The organism is Ureaplasma ceti, assembly GCF_040369755.1.
Taxonomy (GTDB): Bacteria; Bacillota_I; Bacilli_A; order Mycoplasmatales; family Mycoplasmoidaceae; genus Ureaplasma; species Ureaplasma ceti.
In genome coordinates this window covers 180,779-206,590 of the sequence record NZ_BAABQM010000002.1, presented here as the reverse complement: position 1 = coordinate 206,590, position 25,812 = coordinate 180,779, and the positions used below count along the sequence as shown (strand labels likewise).

Annotated in this window: 18 protein-coding genes and 2 pseudogenes; 14 read left to right on the top strand and 6 right to left on the bottom strand. The window is 31.9% G+C overall.

Annotated elements, in window-relative coordinates; genetic code table 4:
* Positions 1-9 precede the first annotated feature (9 nt).
* The 8 genes from ABWU82_RS02220 (at position 10) to ABWU82_RS02185 (ending at position 12,488) form a co-directional block, all read left to right on the top strand.
* The gene (locus ABWU82_RS02220; RefSeq protein WP_353289876.1) at positions 10-2,778 is read left to right on the top strand and encodes a transglutaminase domain-containing protein; all 2,769 of its coding nucleotides are present in this window, start codon (positions 10-12) and stop codon (positions 2,776-2,778) included.
* 254 nt (positions 2,779-3,032) lie between these two features.
* Positions 3,033-3,920 carry a translation elongation factor Ts gene (gene tsf, locus ABWU82_RS02215; RefSeq protein ID WP_353289875.1) on the top strand — a complete coding sequence of 296 codons (888 nt, stop codon included), beginning with the start codon at positions 3,033-3,035 and terminating at the stop codon, positions 3,918-3,920.
* Positions 3,921-3,994: 74 nt separating this feature from the next.
* Positions 3,995-4,696 (top strand): UMP kinase, encoded by a 702-nt coding sequence (gene pyrH, locus ABWU82_RS02210; RefSeq protein WP_353289874.1) that lies wholly within the window; start codon positions 3,995-3,997, stop codon positions 4,694-4,696.
* 20 nt (positions 4,697-4,716) lie between these two features.
* The gene (gene frr / locus ABWU82_RS02205) at positions 4,717-5,271 is read left to right on the top strand and encodes a ribosome recycling factor (RefSeq protein WP_353289873.1); all 555 of its coding nucleotides are present in this window, start codon (positions 4,717-4,719) and stop codon (positions 5,269-5,271) included.
* An 18-nt stretch (positions 5,272-5,289) separates the two neighbouring features.
* Entirely contained in the window at positions 5,290-5,979 is a 690-nt protein-coding gene (gene uppS / locus ABWU82_RS02200) for a polyprenyl diphosphate synthase (RefSeq protein ID WP_353289872.1), read from the top strand.
* A 50-nt stretch (positions 5,980-6,029) separates the two neighbouring features.
* Positions 6,030-7,067 carry a phosphatidate cytidylyltransferase gene (locus ABWU82_RS02195; RefSeq protein ID WP_353289871.1) on the top strand — a complete coding sequence of 346 codons (1,038 nt, stop codon included), beginning with the start codon at positions 6,030-6,032 and terminating at the stop codon, positions 7,065-7,067.
* A 3-nt stretch (positions 7,068-7,070) separates the two neighbouring features.
* Entirely contained in the window at positions 7,071-8,159 is a 1,089-nt protein-coding gene (locus tag ABWU82_RS02190) for a 1-deoxy-D-xylulose 5-phosphate reductoisomerase (protein WP_353289870.1), read from the top strand.
* Between the two features lie 15 nt (positions 8,160-8,174).
* Positions 8,175-12,488 carry a PolC-type DNA polymerase III gene (locus tag ABWU82_RS02185; protein WP_353289869.1) on the top strand — a complete coding sequence of 1,438 codons (4,314 nt, stop codon included), beginning with the start codon at positions 8,175-8,177 and terminating at the stop codon, positions 12,486-12,488.
* A 98-nt stretch (positions 12,489-12,586) separates the two neighbouring features.
* Here ABWU82_RS02185 and ABWU82_RS02180 read toward each other — a convergent pair whose 3' ends face one another.
* From ABWU82_RS02180 to ABWU82_RS02165, 4 genes are all read right to left on the bottom strand, one after another.
* Positions 12,587-13,147, bottom strand: a complete 561-nt coding sequence (locus tag ABWU82_RS02180) for a hypothetical protein (RefSeq protein ID WP_353289868.1) — start codon at positions 13,145-13,147, stop codon at positions 12,587-12,589.
* Between the two features lie 73 nt (positions 13,148-13,220).
* Positions 13,221-13,925, bottom strand: a complete 705-nt coding sequence (locus ABWU82_RS02175; protein ID WP_353289867.1) for a hypothetical protein — start codon at positions 13,923-13,925, stop codon at positions 13,221-13,223.
* A gap of 223 nt (positions 13,926-14,148) precedes the next feature.
* The gene (locus ABWU82_RS02170) at positions 14,149-14,862 is read right to left on the bottom strand and encodes a hypothetical protein (protein WP_353289866.1); all 714 of its coding nucleotides are present in this window, start codon (positions 14,860-14,862) and stop codon (positions 14,149-14,151) included.
* 105 nt (positions 14,863-14,967) lie between these two features.
* Positions 14,968-16,443: a hypothetical protein gene (locus ABWU82_RS02165; protein WP_353289865.1), complete on the bottom strand. Its 1,476-nt coding sequence runs from the start codon at positions 16,441-16,443 to the stop codon at positions 14,968-14,970.
* Between the two features lie 311 nt (positions 16,444-16,754).
* On the opposite strand from ABWU82_RS02165, the gene secG reads away from it, so the two are divergent.
* Both secG and rnr read left to right on the top strand, forming a co-directional pair.
* On the top strand, positions 16,755-16,988 hold the full coding sequence (gene secG, locus ABWU82_RS02160; RefSeq protein ID WP_353289864.1) for a preprotein translocase subunit SecG: 234 nt from the start codon (positions 16,755-16,757) through the stop codon (positions 16,986-16,988).
* On the top strand, positions 16,988-19,147 hold the full coding sequence (gene rnr, locus ABWU82_RS02155) for a ribonuclease R (protein WP_353289863.1): 2,160 nt from the start codon (positions 16,988-16,990) through the stop codon (positions 19,145-19,147). The genes secG and rnr overlap by 1 nt, the downstream gene beginning before the upstream one ends.
* 58 nt (positions 19,148-19,205) lie before the next feature.
* Here rnr and ABWU82_RS02150 read toward each other — a convergent pair whose 3' ends face one another.
* Together ABWU82_RS02150 and ABWU82_RS02145 are read right to left on the bottom strand one after the other, a co-directional pair.
* The gene (locus ABWU82_RS02150) at positions 19,206-20,387 is read right to left on the bottom strand and encodes an iron-containing alcohol dehydrogenase (protein WP_353289862.1); all 1,182 of its coding nucleotides are present in this window, start codon (positions 20,385-20,387) and stop codon (positions 19,206-19,208) included.
* 108 nt (positions 20,388-20,495) lie between these two features.
* Positions 20,496-21,029, bottom strand: coding sequence for a hypothetical protein (locus tag ABWU82_RS02145; RefSeq protein WP_353289861.1), 534 nt, complete (start codon positions 21,027-21,029; stop codon positions 20,496-20,498).
* A gap of 239 nt (positions 21,030-21,268) precedes the next feature.
* Here ABWU82_RS02145 and smpB point away from each other — a divergent pair, with 239 nt between their 5' ends.
* From smpB to ABWU82_RS03645, 4 genes and pseudogenes are all read left to right on the top strand, one after another.
* Positions 21,269-21,697 (top strand): SsrA-binding protein SmpB, encoded by a 429-nt coding sequence (gene smpB / locus ABWU82_RS02140; protein ID WP_353289860.1) that lies wholly within the window; start codon positions 21,269-21,271, stop codon positions 21,695-21,697.
* Positions 21,698-21,722: 25 nt separating this feature from the next.
* On the top strand, positions 21,723-23,552 hold the full coding sequence (locus tag ABWU82_RS02135; protein WP_353289859.1) for an ABC transporter ATP-binding protein: 1,830 nt from the start codon (positions 21,723-21,725) through the stop codon (positions 23,550-23,552).
* A pseudogene (locus ABWU82_RS03650) lies at positions 23,536-24,567 on the top strand (ABC transporter permease); the annotation flags it as partial. The gene ABWU82_RS02135 and the pseudogene ABWU82_RS03650, both read left to right, overlap by 17 nt.
* Before the next feature lie 468 nt (positions 24,568-25,035).
* Positions 25,036-25,776 (top strand): annotated as a pseudogene (locus ABWU82_RS03645) (ABC transporter ATP-binding protein); the annotation flags it as partial.
* Positions 25,777-25,812: the final 36 nt, after the last annotated feature.

Genomic DNA, 25,812 nt, shown 5'->3' with positions numbered 1-25,812 from the left:
GAGTAAATTATGAAAAAAACTAACAAAATTATCGCTAGTACTTTAGGCGTAGCAATTTTAGCGACAACTGTAATTACTCCAACTGTAATCTTCAGTAATAATAAAAATCACTCTAAACTGTTAAATCAAAATAGTACTGTAAATGTAATGAATAATGCGCAACAAGCTAACATTGGTCACAGTTTTGTTAACGGATTATTTACTTACGAAATTACAACAAGTAAAACAGTTTCTATTACGGGGTTTAGTGCAAACAATGCTACTCCAAATTTAGAAATTCCTAGTACAGTAAGCTACCAAAACCATTTATATTTTGTAACCACTGTTAACGCCGGAGCTTTTTACAACCAACAGTTGAGTAGTGTTGTATTACCAGATAGTCTACAAACTATTGGTAACTATGCTTTCGCTAACAACAATTTAACGCAAGTAAAATTACCAAAATTTTTAAAAAACTTAGGTATTAATGCGTTTGTCGGTAACTGTTTTGGTAGAAACGCCACAATTTATTTACCACCTCAAACCACTTGATACAAAGATTGAATGAGAGCTCCGTTCGGAACGTTAAACAATGCGGGTTTATTGACTGATGGAGTGCAAACTATCATTCAAAATGGTGCAGTTTATTCTTATAGTTCTGTACAAAGACAATGAGTTATCACTTCATATCTGTCTAACGCTACAGCGTACGATAATGAATTTACAATTGTAAATGCTGATAAAAAATTTAGTAAACAAATTGAAGAACCAGTAAAACAAGCGCCGTACAAAGAAATTAATAAGCAAGATATTACACCAGTTGAAGCAACTTCGTTAGCTAAAACTTGCATTAGTTTTAAAAATGCTTGAAATGGTGTGAGTGGATTGATTAGTTTCAACACTAAAACCATGACTTTAGAGTCTAAAGTCTTTAAAGGTGGCTGATTATTTAATAAAGGACAAAACCTAAACATATATATTTACAGTCCAAAAAATAATCAAACTATCATTAATAAAACTTATAAAGGTGATACTTTTGTTTCAGAAGAAATGAGCAAAGTGTTAAACGGAGCCAAATTTAATTACGGTGATATTATTGGATTGAAACAAACTGTCTTCTGACATAATGGTTCAAGTTTCATTTCAACTAACTATACACCAGGAATGAATTTAAAGGATTTAAATACTTACGAACAAATTCCGTTTGCATGAACATCAGTAAATAACATGATGACTTACTTTGTGATTAAACCAGACGGTTTACATCAAATGCATAATTGTTACTACATTAAAAACTGTTACTACCGTGACGGTCAAGTCCAATTAAGTGGAACTACTTTACCTAATAAAACAATTACTATTAGTTATTTAGGTAAACAACATGAATTGCATAGTGATTCTAACGGAGACTTCGAGCTAAACATTAGTTCTACAAATCAACAAGCACAAACTAATTTAGTAACATTGAACATTGCTAACGTTGGTATTTTCAATCAACATGTAACAGGTTTTAATCCATTAGACAGTGCAATCGGTATGAATGTGCCAACAATTGCTAGTAATGGTAAAAAAGGTTCTACTGCCTTTAATGTATTATTTAATGGCTTTAGCAACAAAATGTATGTTTGAAATTCACAAAGTAGAACTGGCTTCCCAAGTTTCGAAAATCTTTACGCTCAAAACGATTTACCTAAAGGACTCGATTCTAAAACAACTTTTGCTGATAAAGGTTTATTAAACATTATTATCAATGGTGCAAAATATACTTGCCAATGAACTAAAGGTGAATCAATTTCTAAGTTAGAAAGTTTTATTAACGGCTTACCTTATAGCGATAATGAAACATTAGAAATTCAAACTCAAGGAATTAATGTAAAAAATATTGATAGTAACTTTAAGTTAATTTCTTACGGTTCAACAACGCAAGAAACTACTAATGCTGCTACAAAAGCTAAAGAAAAATTATGATGTATTAAATTATCTATTAATAGCGAAGGAATTAAATCATTGATTTCACCAAACCAAAGAGACATTAATGATCAATGAGGTAATCCTGATTGATTTAAACATACCTTCACTTACGGTGGTGATGGCTTTGTTGGATTTGGTGGTCGTGGTTCATTAGAAATGGGTGGTATGCATTCTAACTTCAATAATCCGGACGCAACTTTTAAAAAAGTATTACAACAAATTACAACTGGTTACGCTTCAGACTTAAATAAAGCTTTAGCGATTGAAGAATGAGTGAGTCAAAACATGAAGTATACCTTCAAATATACTTATGGACATACTGTTAACGGCACTTTCCAACATTTACAAGGTATTTGTGGCAACTTTGCTATGTTAGCTGCAACCATGTTAAGTGACTCTGGAATTGTATCTAGAGTAATTTATGGTGATGCTTTAGATCCAGCTGGATTAAATTCAATGTACGGGATTATTGACCACGCTTGAACCCAAGCTTGAATTCCAAGCCTAGGAACATGATTAACGCTTGACCCAACTTGAAGCTGATACGGTCCTTTAGGACAAGTACAATCTGGTTTTAGCATCCACAGAAGTAATAATTATGTAGCTTTAGTAGAATGACCACGTGGTACTGATTACTTCTCATATTTTAAAGGTCATGAAGATCAAGCCTTAACGGATTGTGGTAGATACTTCTATATTCAAGCTGGTAGAAAATATGCTAACTACTATAATCCAGCTTATGCTAGTGCATTAACAGCTTTATTCAAAAAAGCAAGTACAGCGTCAAGCAACCAATTCTTTAGTATTCAATGAAACAAAACTAAATAATTAACAAATGAATTAGTAACGATTTATAAAAACAGAACCTTCATAAGTTTTGTAGAACTTATGAAGGTTTTTATGTGTCAACAAATTCTCTAAACTGATTCCACAAATTAATAGCATTTTTTTATTTTTGTTTGTAAAATTCTTAGAAGAAATGTTATAGTTTAATAACTTTTATTTTTATAATTTATTATCTTATAATTAATAAGATATTTCTATATTTTTGCTTACAAATATATTGTAAAAAGGAGAATTTTATGGCAAGTAAAACTGAATTAGTTAAACAATTACGTGCTATGACAGGAGCTGGAATGAGCGACTGTATGAAAGCTTTAAAAGAATCAAATGATGATGTTGAATCAGCTGTTGAATGATTAAGAAAAAACGGTGTAGCTAAAGCTGCTAAGAAAGCTAACGCTATCGCTGCTGAAGGTTTAGCATTAGCAAAATTATCACAATGTGGCTGCAAAGCTGTTGTAGTAGAAGTTAACTGTCAAACTGACTTCGTTGCTAAAAACGAAAACTTCGTTAAATACACTAACGAAATTATTGACGGTGCTTTAAAAGAAGCAAACTCTTCTGAAGAAATCGCTAACTTAAAAATTAACGGTGTTAGCTTAGAAGACGCTGCTCAAGACTTAACAGCAAAAATTGGTGAAAAAATTGCATTCCGTCGTGGTGCTATCTTAAAAGCTAACGACAACCAAACAATTGGTATTTACACTCACATGAATAACAGAGTAGCTACAGCTGTTTTATTAGAAGGTAAAGTAGACAGAGAAGTAGCAACTAACATTGCAATGCACATCGCTGCAATGAACCCTAAATATGTAAATGAAACTGAAGTTGACCAAGAATGATTAAACAAAGAAAGAGAAATCATTGTTGAACAAACTAAAGCTGAATCAAACAAACCAGCTGAATTCTTAAACAAAATTGTTGACGGTAGAGTTAACAAATTATTAAAAGAAGTTTGCTTAGTTTCTCAACCATACGTTAAAGAACCATCAATGACAGTAGCTGAATACTTAAAATCAAACGGTGCATCAGCTATTAAGATGATTAACATCGTTTTAGGTGAAGGTATTGAAAAGAAAGTTTCAAACTTTGCTGACGAAGTAGCAGAACAAATGGGTCAAAAATAATTTAATATTTGATAAATATGAAGAAAGAGTGACTAAAAACCCTTTCTTCATTTTTATAGTGTCCTAAATAAAATATGAAAAAAAGAATTTTAATTAAAGTTTCTGGTGCTTCTTTAAAGGGCGAAAGCTCATCATTCGATTTACAAAAAATTCAAAACCTAGCGAGCCAAGTTAAAGAATTATCACAAGATTATTCAATTGGTTTAGTTGTAGGTGGTGGCAACATCTTTAGAGGTAACGTAGCTAAAGATTTTGACTTAGATAGAAATAATGCTGACTACATTGGTATGTTAGCTACAGTTATGAACGGTCTGTTAATTAAAAACGTATTTTTAAAAAACGCAATTCCTACAGAAGTTTATAGTGCTATTTCTATGAACAAAATTTGTGAAGAATTCTGTATCAGAAACGTAAAACAAGCTTTAGACAACGATACTGTATGTATCTTTGTAGCCGGTACTGGTTCTCCTTTCTTTACAACTGACTCAGGAGCAGCTTTAAGAGCTTCTGAAATTAGTGCAGACATGATTTTAATGGGTAAAAATGGTGTAGATGGCGTTTACGACTCTGACCCACTAAAAAACCCAAATGCACAAAGATTTGATAAATTAACATACAGTGAAGTTTTAGAAAAAAACTTAACCATTATGGATCATTCCGCTTTAACTTTATGTAAAGATAACAATGTCGAAATCGTTGTTTTCAATATTGATGAACCAAATTCATTTGTTAAAGCAATGAAACATGAAATTAAAACTACAATTATTAGTAGATAGATAAAACGAGGAAATAATTTATGATTAACTGAAAAGATTATGAATCAGCATTCAACACTGAAGTTGAACCAATTATCGAATGAATGCAACACGAATTCGGTAAGTTAAGAATGGGAAGAGCAACTCCTGCAATCCTTGATGGTATTTTAGTTGAAGCTTACGGTGAAGAAATGCCAATTATTCAAGTGGCAAACATTAGTATTCCTGATGCAAGAACTTTAATTATCAAGCCTTACGACAAATCAATTTTAAAAGATTTAGCTGGTGCTATTAATGGTGCTAACTTAGGTGTTAACCCACAAGTAGACGCTGACTTAATTAGAATTACTTTTGCTGCTCCTACTGAAGCTGCAAGAAAAGATCTTGTAAAAAAAGCTAAGAGTATCTCAGAAGATGCAAAAGTTAAAGTAAGACGTGCACGTCAAGACATCCAAGATTTATTCAAAAAAGATGCTACTGCAGTTGAAGACGATAAAAAATACTTCCAAACACAATTAGATACTATGACTAAAGCAATCAATAAAGATATTGAAGAAGCTTTAGCTAAACGTGAAAAAGAAATCATGACTATTTAATTTGGTCGTTTGATTACAATGGAAAATTGTTGTTTAAACCATATTGCGTTTATCGTTGATGGCAACGGCCGTTGAGCTAAAGAAAAAGGCATGCCTAGAACTTACGGTCATTTAAAGGGTGCAGAAGCTTTAAGAGACATCGTACATGACTGTTTAGATTTAGACATTCCGTGTGTAAGTTTTTTCTGTTTTTCAACAGAAAACTGATCAAGACCTACACTAGAAGTAAATCACATTATGAAGTTAGTGGAAGACAATTTAACTAATCCAGACACTTTAAAATGATTTTTAGATAATAATGTGAGATTTGTTTGAAACGGTCAAAGCCGGAACTTGAGTTCAACAATTACTTTAGGTTTTAAAAACTTAATGGAAAAAACTCAAAACTGTAAAGCTATGACTGTCCAAATTATGTTTAATTACAGCAGTCGTTTAGCAATTGTTGATGCAGCTAATAAATTAGTTACACAAGAAAAAGAAATTACGATTGATTCACTAAACGAAGCAATCAATAAATACGATTTACCACCATTAGACTTATTAATTAGAACTAGTGGTGAGCAAAGAATTAGTAACTTTATGTTGTGAGAATTAAGTTATGCTGAACTGATTTTCTCACCAGTTTACTGACCACAATATGATCTTGAAGAATTAAAACACGATATCGAGATCTATAAAGAACGTTCAAGACGTTTCGGGGGATTATAATTTTGTTAAAAGTCCAAGCAAACCATTTATCAAAGTCCGCAAAAAGAACTATGAAACAAAGAGTAACTTCTTCTTTGGTAATGGTTGTCTTTTTGGTGGTCTTATATATTTTGGGGGTGCTGGCAGATAGAGTCAGTGGTTGGTCACCAATTAACACCTTGGGTCAAACCATCTGCGGCTGGTTATTTCTAATTTTCTTGCTACCGTTAATTTTCGTAGCAGCCAAAGAAATTTGTAATATTTTCTTTAAATTTAAAGCAATTCCATATCTTGTAGTATTGATAAATATGATTGTGTTGGTGTACGCTCCAACCTTAGTTTATTTCTTAAAATATTACGGTTATATTTCTTTGCCGATTGGAACATTCTATATTCCAATTACAATTACTAATATCTTTGCAATTACTTTAGCTGCAGCAATTGTGTTTGTAGTAATTAACACAACAATCTTGCTTGCAGTATACGGAATTATTAATTTTAAAAACTGAGTAATTCTAAACCTTCTAACTGGGGTAGTTTCTGGATTCTTCTTAGGAACCTACTTCTTTATGCTAACGAGAGGTTTCTTAACATTATTATGATTAATGTTGCTTGTGTTTGGTTCAGACATTTTCGCTTACTTCGGTGGGGTTATGTTTGGAAAACACAAAATGTCACCAAAAATTAGTCCGAAAAAAACTTGAGAAGGTTTTGGAATTAGTTTAGTAGTTACTGTTGGTTGTGGTTTATTGATTTTATTAGGATTCTCTTTCATTAAACACACTCCTGATGTCTTATCACAAATCTTAGGAGTACAATTCCAACACGCTACTAGCTATATCAATAGCAACCAAATGGCTAATAAACCATACTGATGAGTATCAATGTTCTTTATTACTATCGGCATTTGCTTATTAAGTGTCTTTGGGGATTTAGCTTTTAGTTGATTTAAAAGAAAATATAGAATTAAAGACTACGGTAACTTAATTCCTGGACATGGAGGAATTATTGATAGAATCGATTCACATTCTGTCGTGATTAGTTTCTACTTTGTTTTAAGTTTCTTCATTGCTCTAGCAGCAAAAACTGTAGTGTTCTTTAATAATTAAATTATGAAAAAAGTTGTTATCTTAGGAGTGACCGGTTCGATTGGCACCCAAGCATTAAGTTGTTTGGCGGACTGTGAACTCGTTGGTGTCAGTTTTAACAAAAATTGTGACAAGATGCGTGCCATCTTGGCACAATTTCCGTCATTAGAAGTATTTAGTCCATCTAACAGTGGGCTAAATACTGTTTTTAGTTATGACGAATTATTAGATAAAACTCAACCAGATTTAGTACTAAACTGCGTCGTTGGTTTTGACGGCGTATATCTATCAAAGTTGGTGATTGAAAAAGACGTTGATTTAGCTTTGGCTAACAAGGAGTCTTTAGTAGTGGGTGGTAAACTTTTGATGGATTTATTAAAAGCTCATCCACAAGTAGCGTTATATCCAGTAGATAGCGAGCATTCTAGCTTATACCAACTGAACGCTATTGATCCAACGCGGGTACAAAAGATTTATATCACTTGTTCTGGCGGACCGTTCTATCATTTAAACGCTGAAGAAAAGGCACAAAAAACTTTTGCCGAAGCAATCAAACACCCCAATTGAAGTATGGGTTACAAAATTTCAATTGACTCTGCTACATTAATTAATAAGTGCTTTGAAATTATTGAAGCTGGTTATTTATTTCCAAATAAAGAAATTACCGCGTTATACCATCCACAATCCGTGGTCCATTCTTTAATCGAATTTCAAGATAATTCAGTGTTTGCTAACATGTCCACACCGGATATGAAGATTGCAATTGATTTAGCCTTGCACGAATTTAACAAACAAGCACCTAAAATTCAGCCGTTATCTTTCAAGCATTTAAACTTAACTTTTGCAGAAATTGATCCAAATCAATGATTACCAATTAGTTGAGCTTATGAAGTAGTGGCCCAAAAAAATCACACTTTAGGCATTATTATTAACACCGTTAATGATTTCGTAATTGAACTGTTTAAGAATGCCCAAATTGGTTTTAATGACATCACAGCAATTATTCAACAATATATTCAAAAATATCGTAATATAGTTGTGAATACATGAAACGATTTAGAAAACCTACACAAACAAATCGTACAGGAATTACAAAGTACATATTTTCAATAATTAAAGGAGATGAATATGCATAAATTACCCTCAGTATTAGCGTCAGTACAAAAGTTTGATAATCTTGAAGTCCAAGAGATTTTAGCCAATGTTCGTGACTGTGATTACTACCGTGAAGGTACTGACATTGTTATCTCTTTATTTTTAAACGGAGGATTAAGAATCGGATTAATCGAAAAGATTTACGATTTTAACCAACGGAACAACGGTCTAAAATTCAACATTCAAATTGAATTAGAAAAACTGGACCGGGAATTAATTCAAATTTATGTGCACAGTTTTTTAAAGACTGTGGATGCACAAATATTATTAAAAGCTTGAACACGGAACGATTTTTTATTTGATAAAAACACTTTAGTAATTCGTTACATTACAGAAAACGAAAAATCTGAATGATTAAAGGTACAAAATAAACTAATTCAGTATTTTAATGAAGCGTTATACGTTTACTTGCAAGAAGTGAAATACGAATTGAATGAAGAGTACCACCAAGTGTTAAAAGAACAACAAATGAAATACCAAGAAGCTGCAATTAAAGCAGAAAAACAACACTTGGAACAACAAAAACAACAACCTACACCGTACAAGACATCATATTCAAGTAAATATGAACCTAGTTTTAAAGACCAAGCTACAGCAATTGCTAAATTAGTAGCCGAAGACCAAACAGCTGTCATTGAAGGTGAAATCTTCACCGTGAAAAAAGATGTTTTAAGAAGTGGTAGTTTATTATTCACATTTGGTGTAACTGATTACACTTCATCGATTTTTGTGAAACAGTATGCTAAAGCTGATGCCCAAACTGACTTAGATGACATCAAAGTGGGCGACTGAATCAGAATGAAAATCAACTTAGAAAACTACAGTTATGATGGCAAAATTCAACTATCTGGTAAGTTGAGACAATGAAGCAAAATTAATTCTAAAAAATCACAACGTAGTGATCTTAACGAAAACAAAAGAGTGGAATTCTGTGTTCATAGTAAGATGACGGCGTTTGATGGTTTAATTAGTGCAAGTGATTTAATTAAAAAGGTAACTGATTATGGTCATTCTGCTGTAGCGATTACAGATAGATATAACGTGCAAATGTTCCCTGAAATTATGAAAAATTTAAAGGGTAGCAACATCAAACCAATTTACGGGATTGAATTTGAAAAATTACCTGATGAAATTCCAGCAGTATTAAATCCATCTGATAAACCACTATTGAATACAAGATACATTGTCTTTGACTTGGAAACCACTGGTTTATACGCACAAAACGAAGATGTGATTGAATTCGGGGCTGTCGTTTACGAAAACAATGTTGTCGTAGAAAATAAACAATTTTTCATTAAACCGACAAAAGCAATTACGCCAAAAATTTCTGAATTAACATCGATTACTGCTAAGGATGTAGAAAATGCCGTAGACCAAAAAACTGGTTTACAAATGATTGTAGATTACATCAAAGATGATCCGTTAGTTGCTCACAACGGGATTAACTTCGACTTTACGTTCTTAAATACGAAATTAGAACAATACGGATTGCCGTTATTAACTAACCCAATTATCGATACCATGGTAATTTCTAGAGCTATCAATGAAGGATATAAATCTAACACTCTAGAATACATCTGTAAGAAAAATAAGATTACTTACGACCGTGAAGACGCCCATAGAGCGGATTACGATGCTAAAGTTTTAACTGATGTTTGAAACGTATTCATCAACCGTTTAAGCGAATTAGGTTGTCATAAAATTAACGAAATTAACCAAGTGTTACAAAACAAGAACTTGAGAAGCAAATCACGTGGTGATTTTGTGTTAGTGTACGCTAAAAACCAAACTGGTATTAGAGATATTTACGAATTAGTATCACTATCTCACTCAAAACAATTCTTTGATAGACCTACTTTATTTGAAAGTGATTTATTAAAATTTAGAGATAACTTATTGGTGGCCAATTCACCAATTGAATCAGATGTTCTAAATGCTGCCATTTCTAAAGATGACCATATTTTAGAAACGACAATTGCTAAATATGATTTCATCACTATTGCACCTGTCAGTGGCTTGCAACACGAAATTAAAGCTTTAAATATCAAACCACATGAAGTAGAAATCGCATTAGAAAGAATCATTAAGTTTGCACAAAAAGCGCAAAAAGATGTGATTGCAGTATCGAATGCATACTACTTAGATCCGGTAGAAGAACAATACCATGAAGTGTATATTCATATTCCAGTATTGAACAGAAGAAAACACAGATTCTATAAATATAATTGTGGTCCAGTAGCCCATTTCAGAACTACAGATGAAATGCTAGAAGAATTTAGTTTCTTAAATGATGGCCAATTAATTCAAGATATTGTTATTAACAATACGCAAAAAATTGCAAGTCAAATTGACATGGGTATTGAACCATTAAAAAAGAAATTATATCCACCACACATTGATGGCGTAAACGACAAAGTTACTCAAACGGTTTATGATAATGCGCACAGAATTTATGGGGAAAATTTACCTGAAATTGTGGAAAAGCAAATTCAAAAAGAACTAAACTCAATTATTGGTAATGGGTATGCAGTAGTTTACTGAATTTCTCACTTACTAGTAGAAAAATCTATTAAAGATGGTTATGTTGTTGGTTCGAGAGGGTCAGTAGGTTCTTCACTAGTGGCCACTTTCTTAAACATTACCGATGTAAACGCTTTACCACCGCACTATTTATGTAAACATTGTAAATACAGTGATTTTGATATCGATAAATTACAATTTGAAGATGGTTTTGACTTACAAGATAAAGTTTGTCCTAAATGTGGTGAAATGATGAGTGGTGAAGGACACCAAATCCCGTTCGAAACTTTCTTAGGTTTCAACGGAGACAAAGTTCCAGATATTGACTTGAACTTCTCTGGGGTGTACCAAAACAAGGCTCATAACTTTATTAAAGAAATGTTTGGAGAATCTAAAGCCTTTAGAGCGGGAACGATTAGTACCGTTGCAGAAAAAACTTCATTCGGGAATGTAAAAGCTTACTTTGAAGAAATTGAAAAAGACGCAACTAACGCAGAAGTAGAAAGATACGCTATTAAGTGTCAAGATGTAAAAAGAACTACTGGACAACACCCTGGTGGGATTGTTGTAGTCCCAGAAGATATGTCAGTGTTTGATTTCACACCGTATAATTACCCGGCCGATGATACCACTCAAGACTGATATACTACTCACTTCGCGTTCGAATACATTCACGATAACTTGTTAAAATTTGATATTCTAGGGCACGATAATCCGACCGCTTTAAGAATGCTGAAAGACCTAACGGGTGTGGATGAAAAAGATATTCCTAACAACGATCCTAAAACTATGAGTTTATTTAATTCATTAGAAGCGTTAGGCATTACTCCTGACGACTTATTGGGTGAAACAACAGGAGCGATTAGTATTCCTGAGTTCGGTACCAAATTCGTTAGAGAAATGTTAAAAGACACTAATCCACAATCATTTGCTGACTTAATCAGAATTTCAGGATTAAGTCACGGTACCGATGTATGGTTAGGTAACGCGAAAGAATTAATTGATTCAGGTAAAACTTTAAAAGACGTAATTGGTTGTCGGGATGATATCATGGTGTATTTAATTAACCACGGTATTGAACCGTTATTATCTTTCAAAATCATGGAAGATGTAAGAAAGGGTAAACAAATTAAACCAGAAGCGCAAGCGGTGTTAAGGGATAACAAGATTCCGGAATGATACATTGAATCATGTAACAAGATTAAATATATGTTCCCGAAAGCCCACGCCACAGCTTATGTAATGCACGCCTGAAAATTTGCGTGATACAAAATCAACTACCCATTAGAATACTATGCAACTTACTTCTCAATCCGTCCACCAGTCTTTGATGTTAAAGTTATGACAGCCGGTTATTCTGCAGTAAAAGAAAGATATTTAGAAATTTCTAAATTACTAAATAATCCTAAGACTAAAGGGACTGTATCTAACAAAGATAAAGATTTATTACCAATTTATGAAATTGCGTTAGAAATGTATGCTCGGGGCTACACTTTAAAAATGATTGATTTAGAAAAATCTGAAATCGATACCTTTGTAATTGATAAGGAAGAAAAAGCGATTTACTGTCCGTTCTCATCATTAGATGGTTTAGGTTTATCTGTTGCTGAATCTATCGTACAAGCTAGAAAAGAAGCGCCGTTTACTTCAATTGAAGATTTAACTAAACGGACAAAAATCACGAAAACTCACATTCAAACTCTAAAAGATTACAAAGTTTTAGATTCATTGAGTGAAAGCAACCAAATGAGTTTATTTGATTTTTAATTACTAAAATTTAACAAAGAAAAACTACGTTTAGCCATAAGTTAATGGCCAAATCGTAGTTTTTTTCTTTCTATGTTTGGTTAGATTATGAAATATATTTATTCGTTTTTAAAATCATGCGGTTGGCTTAAATAGTCACTGTCGTGAGTGTTAGGTCCACCATTACCACCAGAATAAGGATTAAATCCTGGAGGAGTTCCTGGATTCAATTTGAATCCTAAAGTACCATTATTTCATTTGCTGTTTAGATTGCAAGCAAATCCTAGAATAACGGCATTTAATGTAATTGGGACAATAAAGATTGCCACAATTGAACAGATAAAAATTACTTTTCCGCTTGTTTGGTCAACGCATTGTCATTTGTTTAAGTAATCGTTTACTTTAGAACTGTAAACAGCATTACCAATAGAAAGTGCAAGTTTGGTAATTAACATGCAAATTCAAGTAATTAATGTTTGTTGTGTAGCGTAGTCTATTTGTCCGTTTGATTTTTGCTCTACGTTTCAAACGCAGTTAATAATTAAAATAACTATTCAGACAATGTTAAGAATAATTAAAGATGCACTTAATTTAATTACTTTTTTTAAATGATTACGAAAGTTTGTAGTTTCAGGATTGTAATAATTATTTCATGTGGGGTTATTTTGAAAATTATCCATAAATATAAGTATATAACCGGCAGAAAAAAATCTCTCATTAAAGAGAGATTATCTGGTTTGAAAATAAGAAATATTAATTTTTTTGTGTTTCTGTATCGTTGGTTTGAACATCAGATTTAGGTCTCTTTGTTGAACGCGAATGGCTGATTTTATCGAATCAATGGTGATTTTGTGGATAATATGGATAATGTCCGTGTTTGCCACGAGGACGAATATTAAATTTAATTGGTCCAAAATCATCAGATCATTCTTCACCACCAGATTTGACTAATAATGCACTAGCAAATCCTAATGCTACCGCTTGTAGAATAATTGGGAAAATAAAGACGGCAACAATTGAACAGATAAAAATTACTTTGCCATCGTGGTTTAAATGGTTATGTTTTAATAATCAAGTATTAGCTCTAGAAGCAAAAATAGCATTACTAATTTTTAAACCAAAATTAATTACACCAAGTACTACAACGATAATTCAGAAGTTATCGGTTTGTCTTGATAAACGATGGATAAAATCTTCCACTTCAGTTTTAGTGGTTTGTGGTCCATAAATATCATTTCAATGACTTACACCATTAGTTACATTTGTCGCATAAACGTATGTTGTTTCAGCATTACTTAAGTTAACTGAAGATCAAATGGCTAAACCAAGGAAAACAGCAATAACTATCCCAAAAATTATGGATATAGAACTTAATCCAATAACTGATTTGATATAAGTTGAGAAAGCTTGTTGCGCTTTTTTTACATGTTTGTTAGGTTTATTCATTAAATTGTCCATATTTTAAATATAACATTATTTTTTTACAGAAACTTGAAACATACACAAGAAAAGTAAAACGATTAATTAATAATTAATGTCTCAAGAAACAAATTAAATTTTTTTAAAAAATCACGTTTATTAACGAAATGAGAAAGTTTAGAGATTTTGGTTTGTGAAGAGAAATAAAAAATCTTTCCAATAGGAAAGATTTGGTTAGAGATATATTTGGAATCAGAGTTAATTATCTAATGTCGTTTCAACCATCGGGATTATTATTGTTGTTGTTATCTTTTGGTTGGTAAGGGTTGCCATTATTATTAAATCCTGGATTATTTGGATTCATTGGCCCAAAATTATTTTGAGGGTAATATGGGTAAGGTCCATATGGATAAGGGTTAAAATTCATTTGTCCAAATTGTGCAGCTCAAGTTTCACCATCAATTTTAGCTCTTAAACTACATGCATAACCCAAGACTACTGAAAATAAAATAAGGGGTGCGATAAAGATTGCAATGATTGCACAGATAGAAATTACTTTACCATCAGAAGGTATGTAATTTCTTAATGATAATCATGAGTTAACTTTAGAAGCGTATACGGCATTCACAATTTTAATGATTAAAGCAATGACGCCAATAACAACTAGTGCAATTCAAGTTTGAGTAATTATGGTTGATAAACTATCAGCAATTTCTTTGTATGTAAGAGCATCATTTGCTGAGTATGGTCCTCCAGAATTTGCTGAGTTAATAGCAATAGCATAAGCCTGTTGAGCGTTATTGTAGTTAAGTGAAGTTAGGATTAAATAAATTAATAGCGCAATTGCTATAATTTCTAAGACAATAGCGGTCGCACTTAACCCGATAACACTATTGACGCTATTTACAAAGCCTTTCTTATCTTTGTTCTTTTTTGTTTCGTTATTAGTTTCTTGATTATTAATTATATTTTTCATATTTTATAAATATACCATATTTCCAAATTAAAAATGTGGCTTTTATCTTTAAGAATTATTTAAATATAAAAGCGAATTATGGCTAGATAATAAGGAATAGATTAATTATTGATGAGTTAAAAATCCTAAACAATCCATGCAAGAGTTCACATAATCTTGCTGGTTACTAATAAGATTAAAACCTGTATCAAAAGTACTAGAATTGCTTAAAGTAATTTTCTTAGCCTGAGCTTCTTGAGTTAATTTTTGGACATTAATGTCTGAAGTAACCAATGTATGCGTGTTGATTGCGTTAATAATGTCACTTAAATGGTTAAACAAAGTATCAGATGGCAAGTTAATGTCGCCATAAACATTCATTACGTCTGAAACGTTTTTGCTTAATTGTTCACTTTTACCCAAATCTAGTTGAAGAGGAATGGGAGTAGAGTTAAAGATTTTTGGTTGATTTTTTTCTGGAGATTTATCAAATAACTGACTGAAAAATTCTTGTAAATTGTTTTGTGTAGAATTTTGTAATTTGTAATATACGGATTGGTAAGTTGTACTTAAAGTCGTATTAGTGTTAGACTTTAATAATCCTGATTTGACAAAATGTGTTACAGAAGTCGGATCTTGTAAAATTTCTTGCATTTTATAAGTATTTAAATTATTGTATAAAACGGTTTGTACATAATAATTTTGCTTAGTAATATTATCAGGTTTAACGTTGATTGTTTGATCAAAAGTAACATTTTTATATTGCGTTTTTCAATTTAAAATAATTACATTTTGATTCAATTCTGAGTGACCTAAATTAAATAATTCGTCATATTGGGGCCCTTTAAAGTTACCATCATTGTATTTATATTTTTCAATATTTAATTTACTGTTTAACTTTTGGTTACTGATTTGAATAACAGTAGTGCCGTAAACTGTAAAGTTAATTGTTCTGTCTGCATTTTCTGTAAAATTGTCAAAGAAATGAAAGTTTTGCATATTAACAGAGCCTTCGTGCTTATCTATTTGGAAACTAGGAAAATACGAAATAAAAGAATTAATTAATCCGAATTTGTCTTCAGAAAAATACTCACTATAGTTATTTAATGAGTATGCACTACCAAACTTAAAAGCGGTTGCAATGTTGTATGTTTGCGTATCAGGGTTGGCTAGATATGTGCCAAACATTGATTTGTAATTTAATACATTTTGCAGTGTTTGTAATGAAGTGATTTGACTTCCAAACTTATTATTTAGTAAGTTATCAAGATTCATTGGATGAGTATTATAGTATTGAATCATCTTCAGATATGCGTTGTTTTTATTATTTAGCAGATATTTAAAAACTTGGTTTTGTTTGTTTCAAATATTTGCTGAACTGTTTTGAGTTCTAGTACCTATTGGACGGTACTTCGTGAACATGTCATTATTCACAACGATTGGTTGAATATCCCTATCATTTAATGTTTGTACCACTAATTGGTCGTTATTTGTTGTGCTTGTAGTGGCACTGCAGCTAGTTAATACGATTGGTGTAGCAACAGCAGCCGTTGCACCTAGTAGCCCAAAGAGCGCTCATTTTCACTTTAATTTTTTAATCATAAATATTTATACCTTTTCTTTTGAAAACCTTGGAGTAATTTATTTATAATAAATAAATTTCATTTTTTTGAAAAATTACACACACTTTCAACTGGTTGAAAATACCAATAAAAAGTGAATTTGTCTTGAATGAGATTTAAAAAATAGTTCCCATATCTGTAAGTAAATTAGGTATTTAGAACACAAAAACACAAAAAGAATCTTAAAGAAAAAAATACACTTTTTTTCGCGCGTATTATAGTAGATTATTTTTTTATATATAATTAATAAAATGTAAGACTTTATCAAGGAAAGGTTTAGACTATCACAAGATGTTAGCAATTGTAATTGTTTGTTCGATAATGGCGGTTTTATGCTTAATTATCGGATTATTACTGTCTAAATCTGGTTCAAGTGGTGGCTTAGCTACTTTGGCTGGTCAAGATTTAGAAATTTTTAAGAAGACGAAGGACCGTGGTTGAATTAAATGGTTCCAAGTACTGATGTTTATTATGACAGTAGTACTAATCATTATTGCAATCGTGGTTCACTTTACGGTGAAATAATGGCAAATTTAGAGAAAATTAGAGAATACATCATCCAAACAATTAAAGATGATGGTAATCGCAAAATTCCTGCAGGAATTATTGTAAGAAACGTAATGAATAACCATTACGGTGTAAACAAAAGAGAAATTTATACTTGTATTGATTTAATGGAAAAAAACGAAGAGTTGAAAAAACTTTACGACGACAAATATGTCTTAGGGTACATTGATGCACCAATTGATATGTCTGTTGTTTATGAAGGTGTAATTTCCATCAATTCAGTCGGTGATGGTTTTATCAAAAGAATTTTAGAAGATGATTCTGAAGTAGATTATTACGTTAATAAAAGACATGTAGGTAGTGCTTTAAGAAACGACATTGTTAAATTTGCTTTATTACAAAAAGAACCAACTCCGAGAGGACATTTAGAAGCAGCGGTTCTAGAAGTTTGTGAAAGAAGTAAAGACTTTATTGTCGGAACGATTAAAATTAACTACGCAGATAACAGTTATGAAGTTATTCCTGACGACGCTAAGTTCCATTTAGAAATTGAATTAGATTCAATTTCAGGCTTAGTGGATGGCGAAAAAATCTTAATTAAGTTCGCACACTTCGATGACAAAAAAGCTTACGGAACTGTGTCTAGAATTTTAGGACACGCAAATGATATCGGGGTCGACATTGAATCAATCGTATACGATAACGGTGTTCCAATTGACTTCGACAAAACAGCAGTGGCTCAATCCAAAACATTAAAATTTGAAATCACTGATCACGACAGACAAGTAAGACGTGATATTACAGATAGAAAGATTGTGTCAATTGACCCAGCTTCTTCTAAAGACTTAGATGACGCTGTTTATGTAGAAAGATTAGCAAATGGTAAATACTTCTTAGGAGTATCGATTGCTGACGTATCAGCTTATGTTCAACCAGACACTCCGTTAAACGATTCAGCGTTTGACAGAGGAACATCTGTTTACTTAGTGGACCGGGTAATTCCAATGTTACCGCATAATATTTCAGATAACTTATGTTCATTAAACCCTAATGAAGATAAGATGTGTATTACTTGTGACATGATTGTGGACATTGATGGACGGATCATGTGATGAGATGTTTATCCAGCAATTATGAGAAACCACTACAGATTCAGTTACGATGAAGTAAACGATTTCTTTAATAATGCAAAAACTAATCCAAGTATTCCTTCTGATGTTTACCAACAATTATCAGAAGCTAAACAACTACACGAAATCTTAAGACACAGAAAAGAACAACAAGGTTACATTGAGTTTGATATTAAAGAAGCTTCAATCGTACAAGATGAAAAAGGTGTGCCAGTAGACATCGTAATCAAAACAACTGGTACTGCTCAAAAAATGATTGAAGACTTCATGGTAGCTGCGAACGAAACAGTCACTCGTTACGCACAAGAAAATGACTTACCATTCATTTACAGAACTCACGATAAACCTGATTTAAAGAAAATTGGTATGTTCTTAATCGAAACGAAGAAATTAGGTTTCAAAATTGATATCGACTACGATAACTTAAATTCAAAACAAATTGCTGGTTGAATTGAAGCTAATAAAGATTCACCAAAATTATCATTGTTAAATAAGTTATTGTTACGTTCAATGCAAAAGGCAAAATACTCAACTGAAAACATCGGTCACTTTGGTTTAGCGTTAGAAAACTATACACACTTTACCTCACCAATTAGAAGATATTCTGACTTAATCGTGCATAGATTATTCTGAATGTACATGTTTGATAAAGAACGTTATACTGACGCTCAAAGAGCTGAATTAAAATCAAGTTTAAACGAAATTGCTGACAGATGTAACTTGTGTGAAGCTAGACAAGTCACTACTGAAAGAGATGTAAACGCTGCTAAATTTGCAGAATACATGTCGTTTAGAATTGGTGAAGAATACAACGGGGTAATCTCTGCTGTAACTTCATTTGGATTCTTTGTGGAACTTGAAAACACAATCGAAGGTTTAGTTTCAATTAAAAACATCACTGATGACTTCTACAAATACAACGAAGAAACAATGATGTTAATTGGTAACCGTACTGGTAGAAAATTCACTTTAGGCCAAGAAGTAAGAATTAAAGTGGTTTCTGCAAGTAAACAAGACCGTAAGATTGACTTTAAATTAGTAAATTAATAAAGAAAAATACTAACTGATTTTCTGAATTACTCAGAAAGTCGTTAGTATTTTTTTCTTAGTTTCTTGGTACTCTAGTTAAGATTTCGTAGATTAAATCTTCAGTTAAGTTTACGTATAACTCTTTATTTCTTGGCATAGTTCCAACATAATGAGCAATTTCGCGCATTTCAGCATTAGTTGGATTATGGTCCATATTGTTCAATTCTAGTCAATTAATTGGTAAACCTAAATCACGGATAAATTGTTCTAATGCTGTGATCATAGCTTCTGGTGTGTCTACTTTAAAGACTTCTTGAGCCATAGTGGTTAGTTTAACACGATATTTATCACCTAATTCTAAACAAACCCTTAAATAGGTTGGTGTTAATAAAGCTAAACCAGCTCCATGAGTTACATCTCATTTGGCTGATAATTCATGTTCCATACAGTGTAGGTTTCAGTCTTGTTGACCACCAAAAGAAGTGAATGCGTTTAATGCCATAGTAGATGTTCATAAAACGTTATCAGCAGCTTCTGTATCGTGACGGTCGTTTAAATATCTTCTTGCGTATTTTAATAAGTTTCTTAAATTAGCGAATAAGTATTCTTGAGTTCAACCAAAAGTTTTTACACCTAAATATTGGTCTATGATATGGGCTACGATATCAAACATACCTGAAGCTAAGTTTCAATCACTATTGCTACCAATATATTGACTATTTTCAATTGCTAATTGTGGAATACCGGATGCAAATCAGAAAGGCATTTTTTCCACTTTAGCTCCATCAGTTAAATTAATTACTGAATTACCGTTATTTTCACTAGCTGTTGCAGCGGTTGTGGGAATAGCAACAATTGGTAAACACGGATTTTGAGCTAATTGATAATTATCATTTAAGGCTCTTACGCTAGGAATATTTCTGTTAGCAATCATAATACCAATAATTTTAGCGGAGTCCATAACAGAGCCTCCACCGGCAGCAATAATTGCGGTTACTTGTTCGTTGAAGCCAAGTTCAGCCGCTTTCATTACATCAGTATCTTCAGGGTTACCTTTAATGCCGAAATAAGTTACCATTTCAATGTGGTTTTGAGCTAATAAGTTACTAATTTCATCAAATAGTCCACTTACTTTAATGGAATGTTTGCCACAAACTAGCAATACTTTTTTATGTTCGTGCTTTAGTAAATAATCGCTTAAAGTTTGTAAAGAATCGATGCCAAAAGCATATTCTGTTTTTAATGATAATTTTTGCATATTTTTTAGTCCTTTAATATAACGTTACTTATATTTTAAGGTTTAAACGGTAAATAAAAGTCTCTAGTGACTAAATCACTAAAGACTTAAGTTAACCATCTGTAACAGTTAATAATCGCATGAATTGATTATAAAGAACAATGAATTAATTTGTTGATTAAATTGAAAAGTATTTTTCATTTTTCAAAAAGAAACTAAAGGACTGGCTAATTGTGTGGGTGGAATTTGGTCAGTGACTGCTAAAATCTTGTTCAATAAAACATTGATGTCTTGCACATCATTTTTTAGAAACAGTTGTTTAGACAACAATATTAAGTACAAGATATAAAAAAATGGTGCAAGTACAAAAATTAAACAACCTAAAGCGATAAAGAAAAATCCAAAGTTGTTATTATCACTCACTAAAACAGAACCAATCGCTACTGAAAATAAGGTAAGTACTAAAGCGTACAAGCAGTTAGCACGTGCCTTAACTAACCGACGATAATAGACTCTACTATCATCTATTTGTTGTTTAATGTAATTCAATAATTGCTTATCTGTATGCGTTTTTAATAAGTAACATTTATCTCATTCGTTGTTTAAATAGTAATCTTCGTTAGATTCATAATAATTAATAAAAAATTCTTTTCAACTTTTCATAAGTTTGTTAACCTTCCTTTAAGTTATATCAGTCCTAACACAAAACTCCAAGTAAGAGACCTATCTTTTTATTTTGTGTAAGTGTAAAAAAGACGTTTTTTATAAATATTTTTTATTTTAAAAAATAGTGTTTCTTTGGGGAAATAACTATTAATTCAAGTAGAATAATTAGTTAAATTATCTACTAGACGAGTTAGGTAGTTTGACAATACTTAATCATAGAAATGGAAGCGAATTTTATGTCATTAATTACAAATAAAAATGCGTTCAGAAATTATGAAATTTTAGATACATATGAGGCCGGAATGGTTTTGTCAGGAACTGAGGTTAAATCAATTTCTCATTCGCAAGCTTCGATTAACGAAGCATACATTACTTATTCTAAGGGCGAACTATTTGTAATCAATATGCATGTTTCGCCTTTTGAAGAGGGTAACCAATTCAATGTCGATCCTTATCGGACAAGAAAACTACTCTTGCATAAAAAAGAAATTCAAAAGTTGGTATTCCAATCACAAAAAGCGGGTTTAACAATGATTCCGACCAAAGTGTATTGAAACCACCAAAAGATTAAAATTGAAATTGCTTTGGCACGTGGTAAAAAATTATTTGATAAGAGAGAAGATATGAAAAAACGGGACCTTTCCAGAGAGATTAATAAGTATTAGTTAATAACTTTAGAAAGGAAAAAACATGAGATATCTGATTAGGAACTCCCTAAAAGGTAAAATTTTAGGTTGGTTCTTCCTATCAATTTTCCTAATGATTGCTCAAGTGGCGATGGATGTTATCATTCCATTATTATTAACGTCAATGAACAATGTGTTAGTTGATATGGCAGCAAGTCCGAATGTACATGGTCCTGGAATAATTGAAGGTGTTCATTATTCGGATTTATATACCGGTGGAATTCACTATACATTAATCGTTATGGCCTTAATGTTTGCGGCTTGTTTAATCGAAGTAGTTGCTGGTATGTTAGCTGCTTCTGTTGCTGCTAGATTAGCAGTAATGATGACAACTAAAATTAGAAGTGACTTATACAGAAAAGTCCAAGGTTTATCTTTTGCTGATTTAGAACAATTTAAGACTTCATCTTTAATTACTAGATTTACAACTGATACACAAACCTTACAAGCCTCTTTCAACTCAATTTTCAGAATTGGGGTAAGAGCAACTATGTTATACGTGGGTGGTATTATTGGAACAATCGTTGTTGTTTGCACAAACCATTCATTTAATTCACAACCATGATCAGTACCAGTATTAATGGTTATCTTAAGTTTAGTGTTATTAGTAACACTGATTATCATCGTAGTTTACGCTGCTAAATACTTTAGACAAGCTAAATATGCAACCGATGATGTAAACTCAGTCATGAGAGAAAACGTTTTAGGTGTTAGAGTTGTGAAATCATTCAACTTGAGTGAAAACCAAATTGAAAGATTTGAAAAAGTTAACACTAAGATGTACAAAATTACTGAAAAAGGTTATTTAATCGGCATGATTTTAGTGCCAATTATTAACTTCGTAATGAGCGGAGCGATTGTAGCGATTCTTTGAGTTGGGACACCAACTAAAGCGATTACAGTAGCTAACGTCGGTACTTTAATGTCAATTTCATCATTCATTTTATTAGGAATGGTTTTATTGATTAACGTAATTTTACAAATGGGTATCGCGTTATCATCAGCTCACAGAATTAAAGAAGTGATGTTACATAAATCATCAATCACTTACAAAGAAGATGGAGCTTCAATTGAAAATCCATCAATCGAATTTAAACATGTAAATTTCAGATATTCAGACACTTCTGAATATGTCTTAAAAGACATCAACTTAAAAATTGATCCAAACCAAACTATTGGTATTATCGGTGAAACTGGTTCAGGTAAATCAACTTTTGTTTCATTGATTGCAAGAATGTATGACGTTAAAGAAGGAGAAATTATTGTCTCTGACGAAAACGTAAAAGACATCAACCAAAAAAGTTTAAGAAAAGATATTTCAATGTCACCACAACAAGTAACTTTATTCTCAGGTACCATCGGTAGCAACTTGAAATATGGTAAACATGATGCTACAGAAGCAGACATGATTGAAGCTTGTGAAGGTGCACAAGCGATGGAATTTGTTAACTCAAAAGAAGCTGGTTTCGATTCAGTTGTAGAACAACGTGCAAGAAACTTCTCTGGTGGTCAAAAACAAAGATTAGCAATTGCTAGAGCTTTAATTGGTAAGCCAAAGATTTTAATCTTGGACTCATCAACTTCAGCATTAGATATGATTACTGAAAGAAAAGTTAACGAATACATCAAAAAAACAAACCACAACAGAACTACAATTGTTGTAGGTCAAAGAATTTCTGGAGTAAAAGATGCCGACAGAATCTTAGTATTATCTAAGGGACAAATCGTTGGTGATGGTTCACATAAAGAATTATTAAACAACTGTAAAGAATACTTAGACATCGCCTTATCACAATTAGGTGAAGAAGGGGTAAGAAATGAGCTTGCGCAATAGACAACCGTTCGTATCACCTAACCAACAACTAAGTGATCAATATAACGAATTAATTCAAAATAATCCAGAAAAATTCTTCTATTTATTAGACCATAACCAAATTCAAACAAATTGTTTGAGTCCAAAGATGGAAAAAATTATTAAGAGAAGAAGAAGAATGTACAACAAAAAAGAAGCTAGAGAAGCCATTAGAACTATCTTTAGTTTCATCAGAGATTACAAAGCGATCTTAATTTTCTTAATTATTTCTACAATCTGTATTACTGTGTTAAACTCACTTGCTACATTTGGTTTAAAATCCTTAACGCAATTAGTGGCTTTATCACAAATTCCAGACCCACATAATCCACATGTTGTAGATATTGATTGATCAAACTTTAACGTATTATCAGTTTATGCAATTGTTTTATTAGTGTTCTATTTAGTGATGGCATTCTTAATGTGATTACAAAATAGATACTGCATTAAATTATCACAAAACATCGGTTATAAGATTAGACAAAAATTATTCAAAAAAATTCAAAAATTACCTGTTAAATATTTTGACCAAAATTCATCAGGTGATTTAATGTCTAAGTTTACTAACGATATTAACAACGTTACAAACGGATTATCACAAAATATTGCAACATTATTAAATGCTATGTTCATGGCAGTTTCAATGCTAATTTCAATGTTCTTAATGAGTGCTTACTTAGCTTTAATTACATTGGCTTTATTACCATTAATTTTTGTGCCAATTATGTTTATTACAAGAAAATCACAACCATTATTTAAACAAACACAATCAACTCTTGGAGAAATGAATGGGTTTGTTGAAGAAATGGTTTCAGGACAAAACATCATTACATTATTTAATGAAGAAGAATTAGCTAACGAAAAATTTGAACAAATCAACAAAAAATTAAACAATGTTACTAAACGTTCTCAAGGAATGTCATCAATTATTTTCCCTTACACAAACTTCTTTACTAACCTTGTTACAATGGCTGTAACAGTTATTGGTATTGTGTTTGTAATTAAAGGAATTTCATTTGCTGGAGTAACATTACCAAACGTTCAAGGTGCACACATGCCACCGGCAAGTCAATTAGCGCCAATGCAAGCACACAACGCACAAATGATTCATTACATGTCAGGGATTGCTGTAATTGCAACATTTACAATTATGGCTTCAGCCTTCCTAAGACCATTTGCTCAAGTAGGTAACATTAGTAACTTATTACAAATGGCTTTAGCAGGTGCAAACCGTGCCTTTACTGTATTCAAAGAAATGGATGAAGTAACACCATACGAACACGTTATTTTATCAATTGCTTTAGAAGGACAACATGACGCTAAACGTCAAGCTGACTTAAATGAATTATCAGATGCTTGATCTAAAGAAACTGAAGCTGAAGATATTTCTAATAAAAAAGTTTCTGAATTAATGGATGGTATTAATATTAAACCATTCCAAAAACCAGAATATATTGAAACAGATGGTTCAGTTAAAGTAGAAAACTTAAACTTTAGCTATGTTAAAGACAAACAAATTTTACATGACATTAACATCGATGTAAAACAAGGTCAAACTATTGCCATCGTTGGTCCAACCGGTTCAGGTAAATCAACATTTATTAACTTGTTAACAAAGTTCTATGACATTGAAGATGGTGACATCTTAATGGGTGGTTCAACATCAATTAAATCAGTGACAAAAGAATCAATGAGAAATAATGTTTCTATCGTGTTACAAGATACTTACTTATTTAATGAATCAATCAAGACTAACATCGGCTACGGTAATATGAAAGCCACTGATGAAGAAATTATTCAAGCAGCTAAAATTGCTAACGCACATAACTTCATCATGCAATTACCGCACGGTTATGATACTGTCTTAACTGATAACGGTGAAAGTTTATCTCAAGGTCAAAGACAATTACTAGCAATTGCTAGAGCAGCTTTAGCACCATCTAACGTTTTAATCTTAGATGAAGCTACTTCATCAATCGATACTAAGACTGAATTAGAAATTCAAAACGCAATGTTAAGATTAATGAAAAACAAAACTTCATTTGTTATTGCCCACAGATTATCAACAATTCAAAACGCTGACCAAATTTTAGTTTTAAAAGACGGTCACATTATTGAAAGAGGTACTCACCAAGAATTATTAGATGCCGAAGGCTTCTATGCACAATTATTTAACTCACAATTCTACGGAGAACAAGACATCTAATTTTGCACAATACAAATACCGAACCAGGTTAAATTG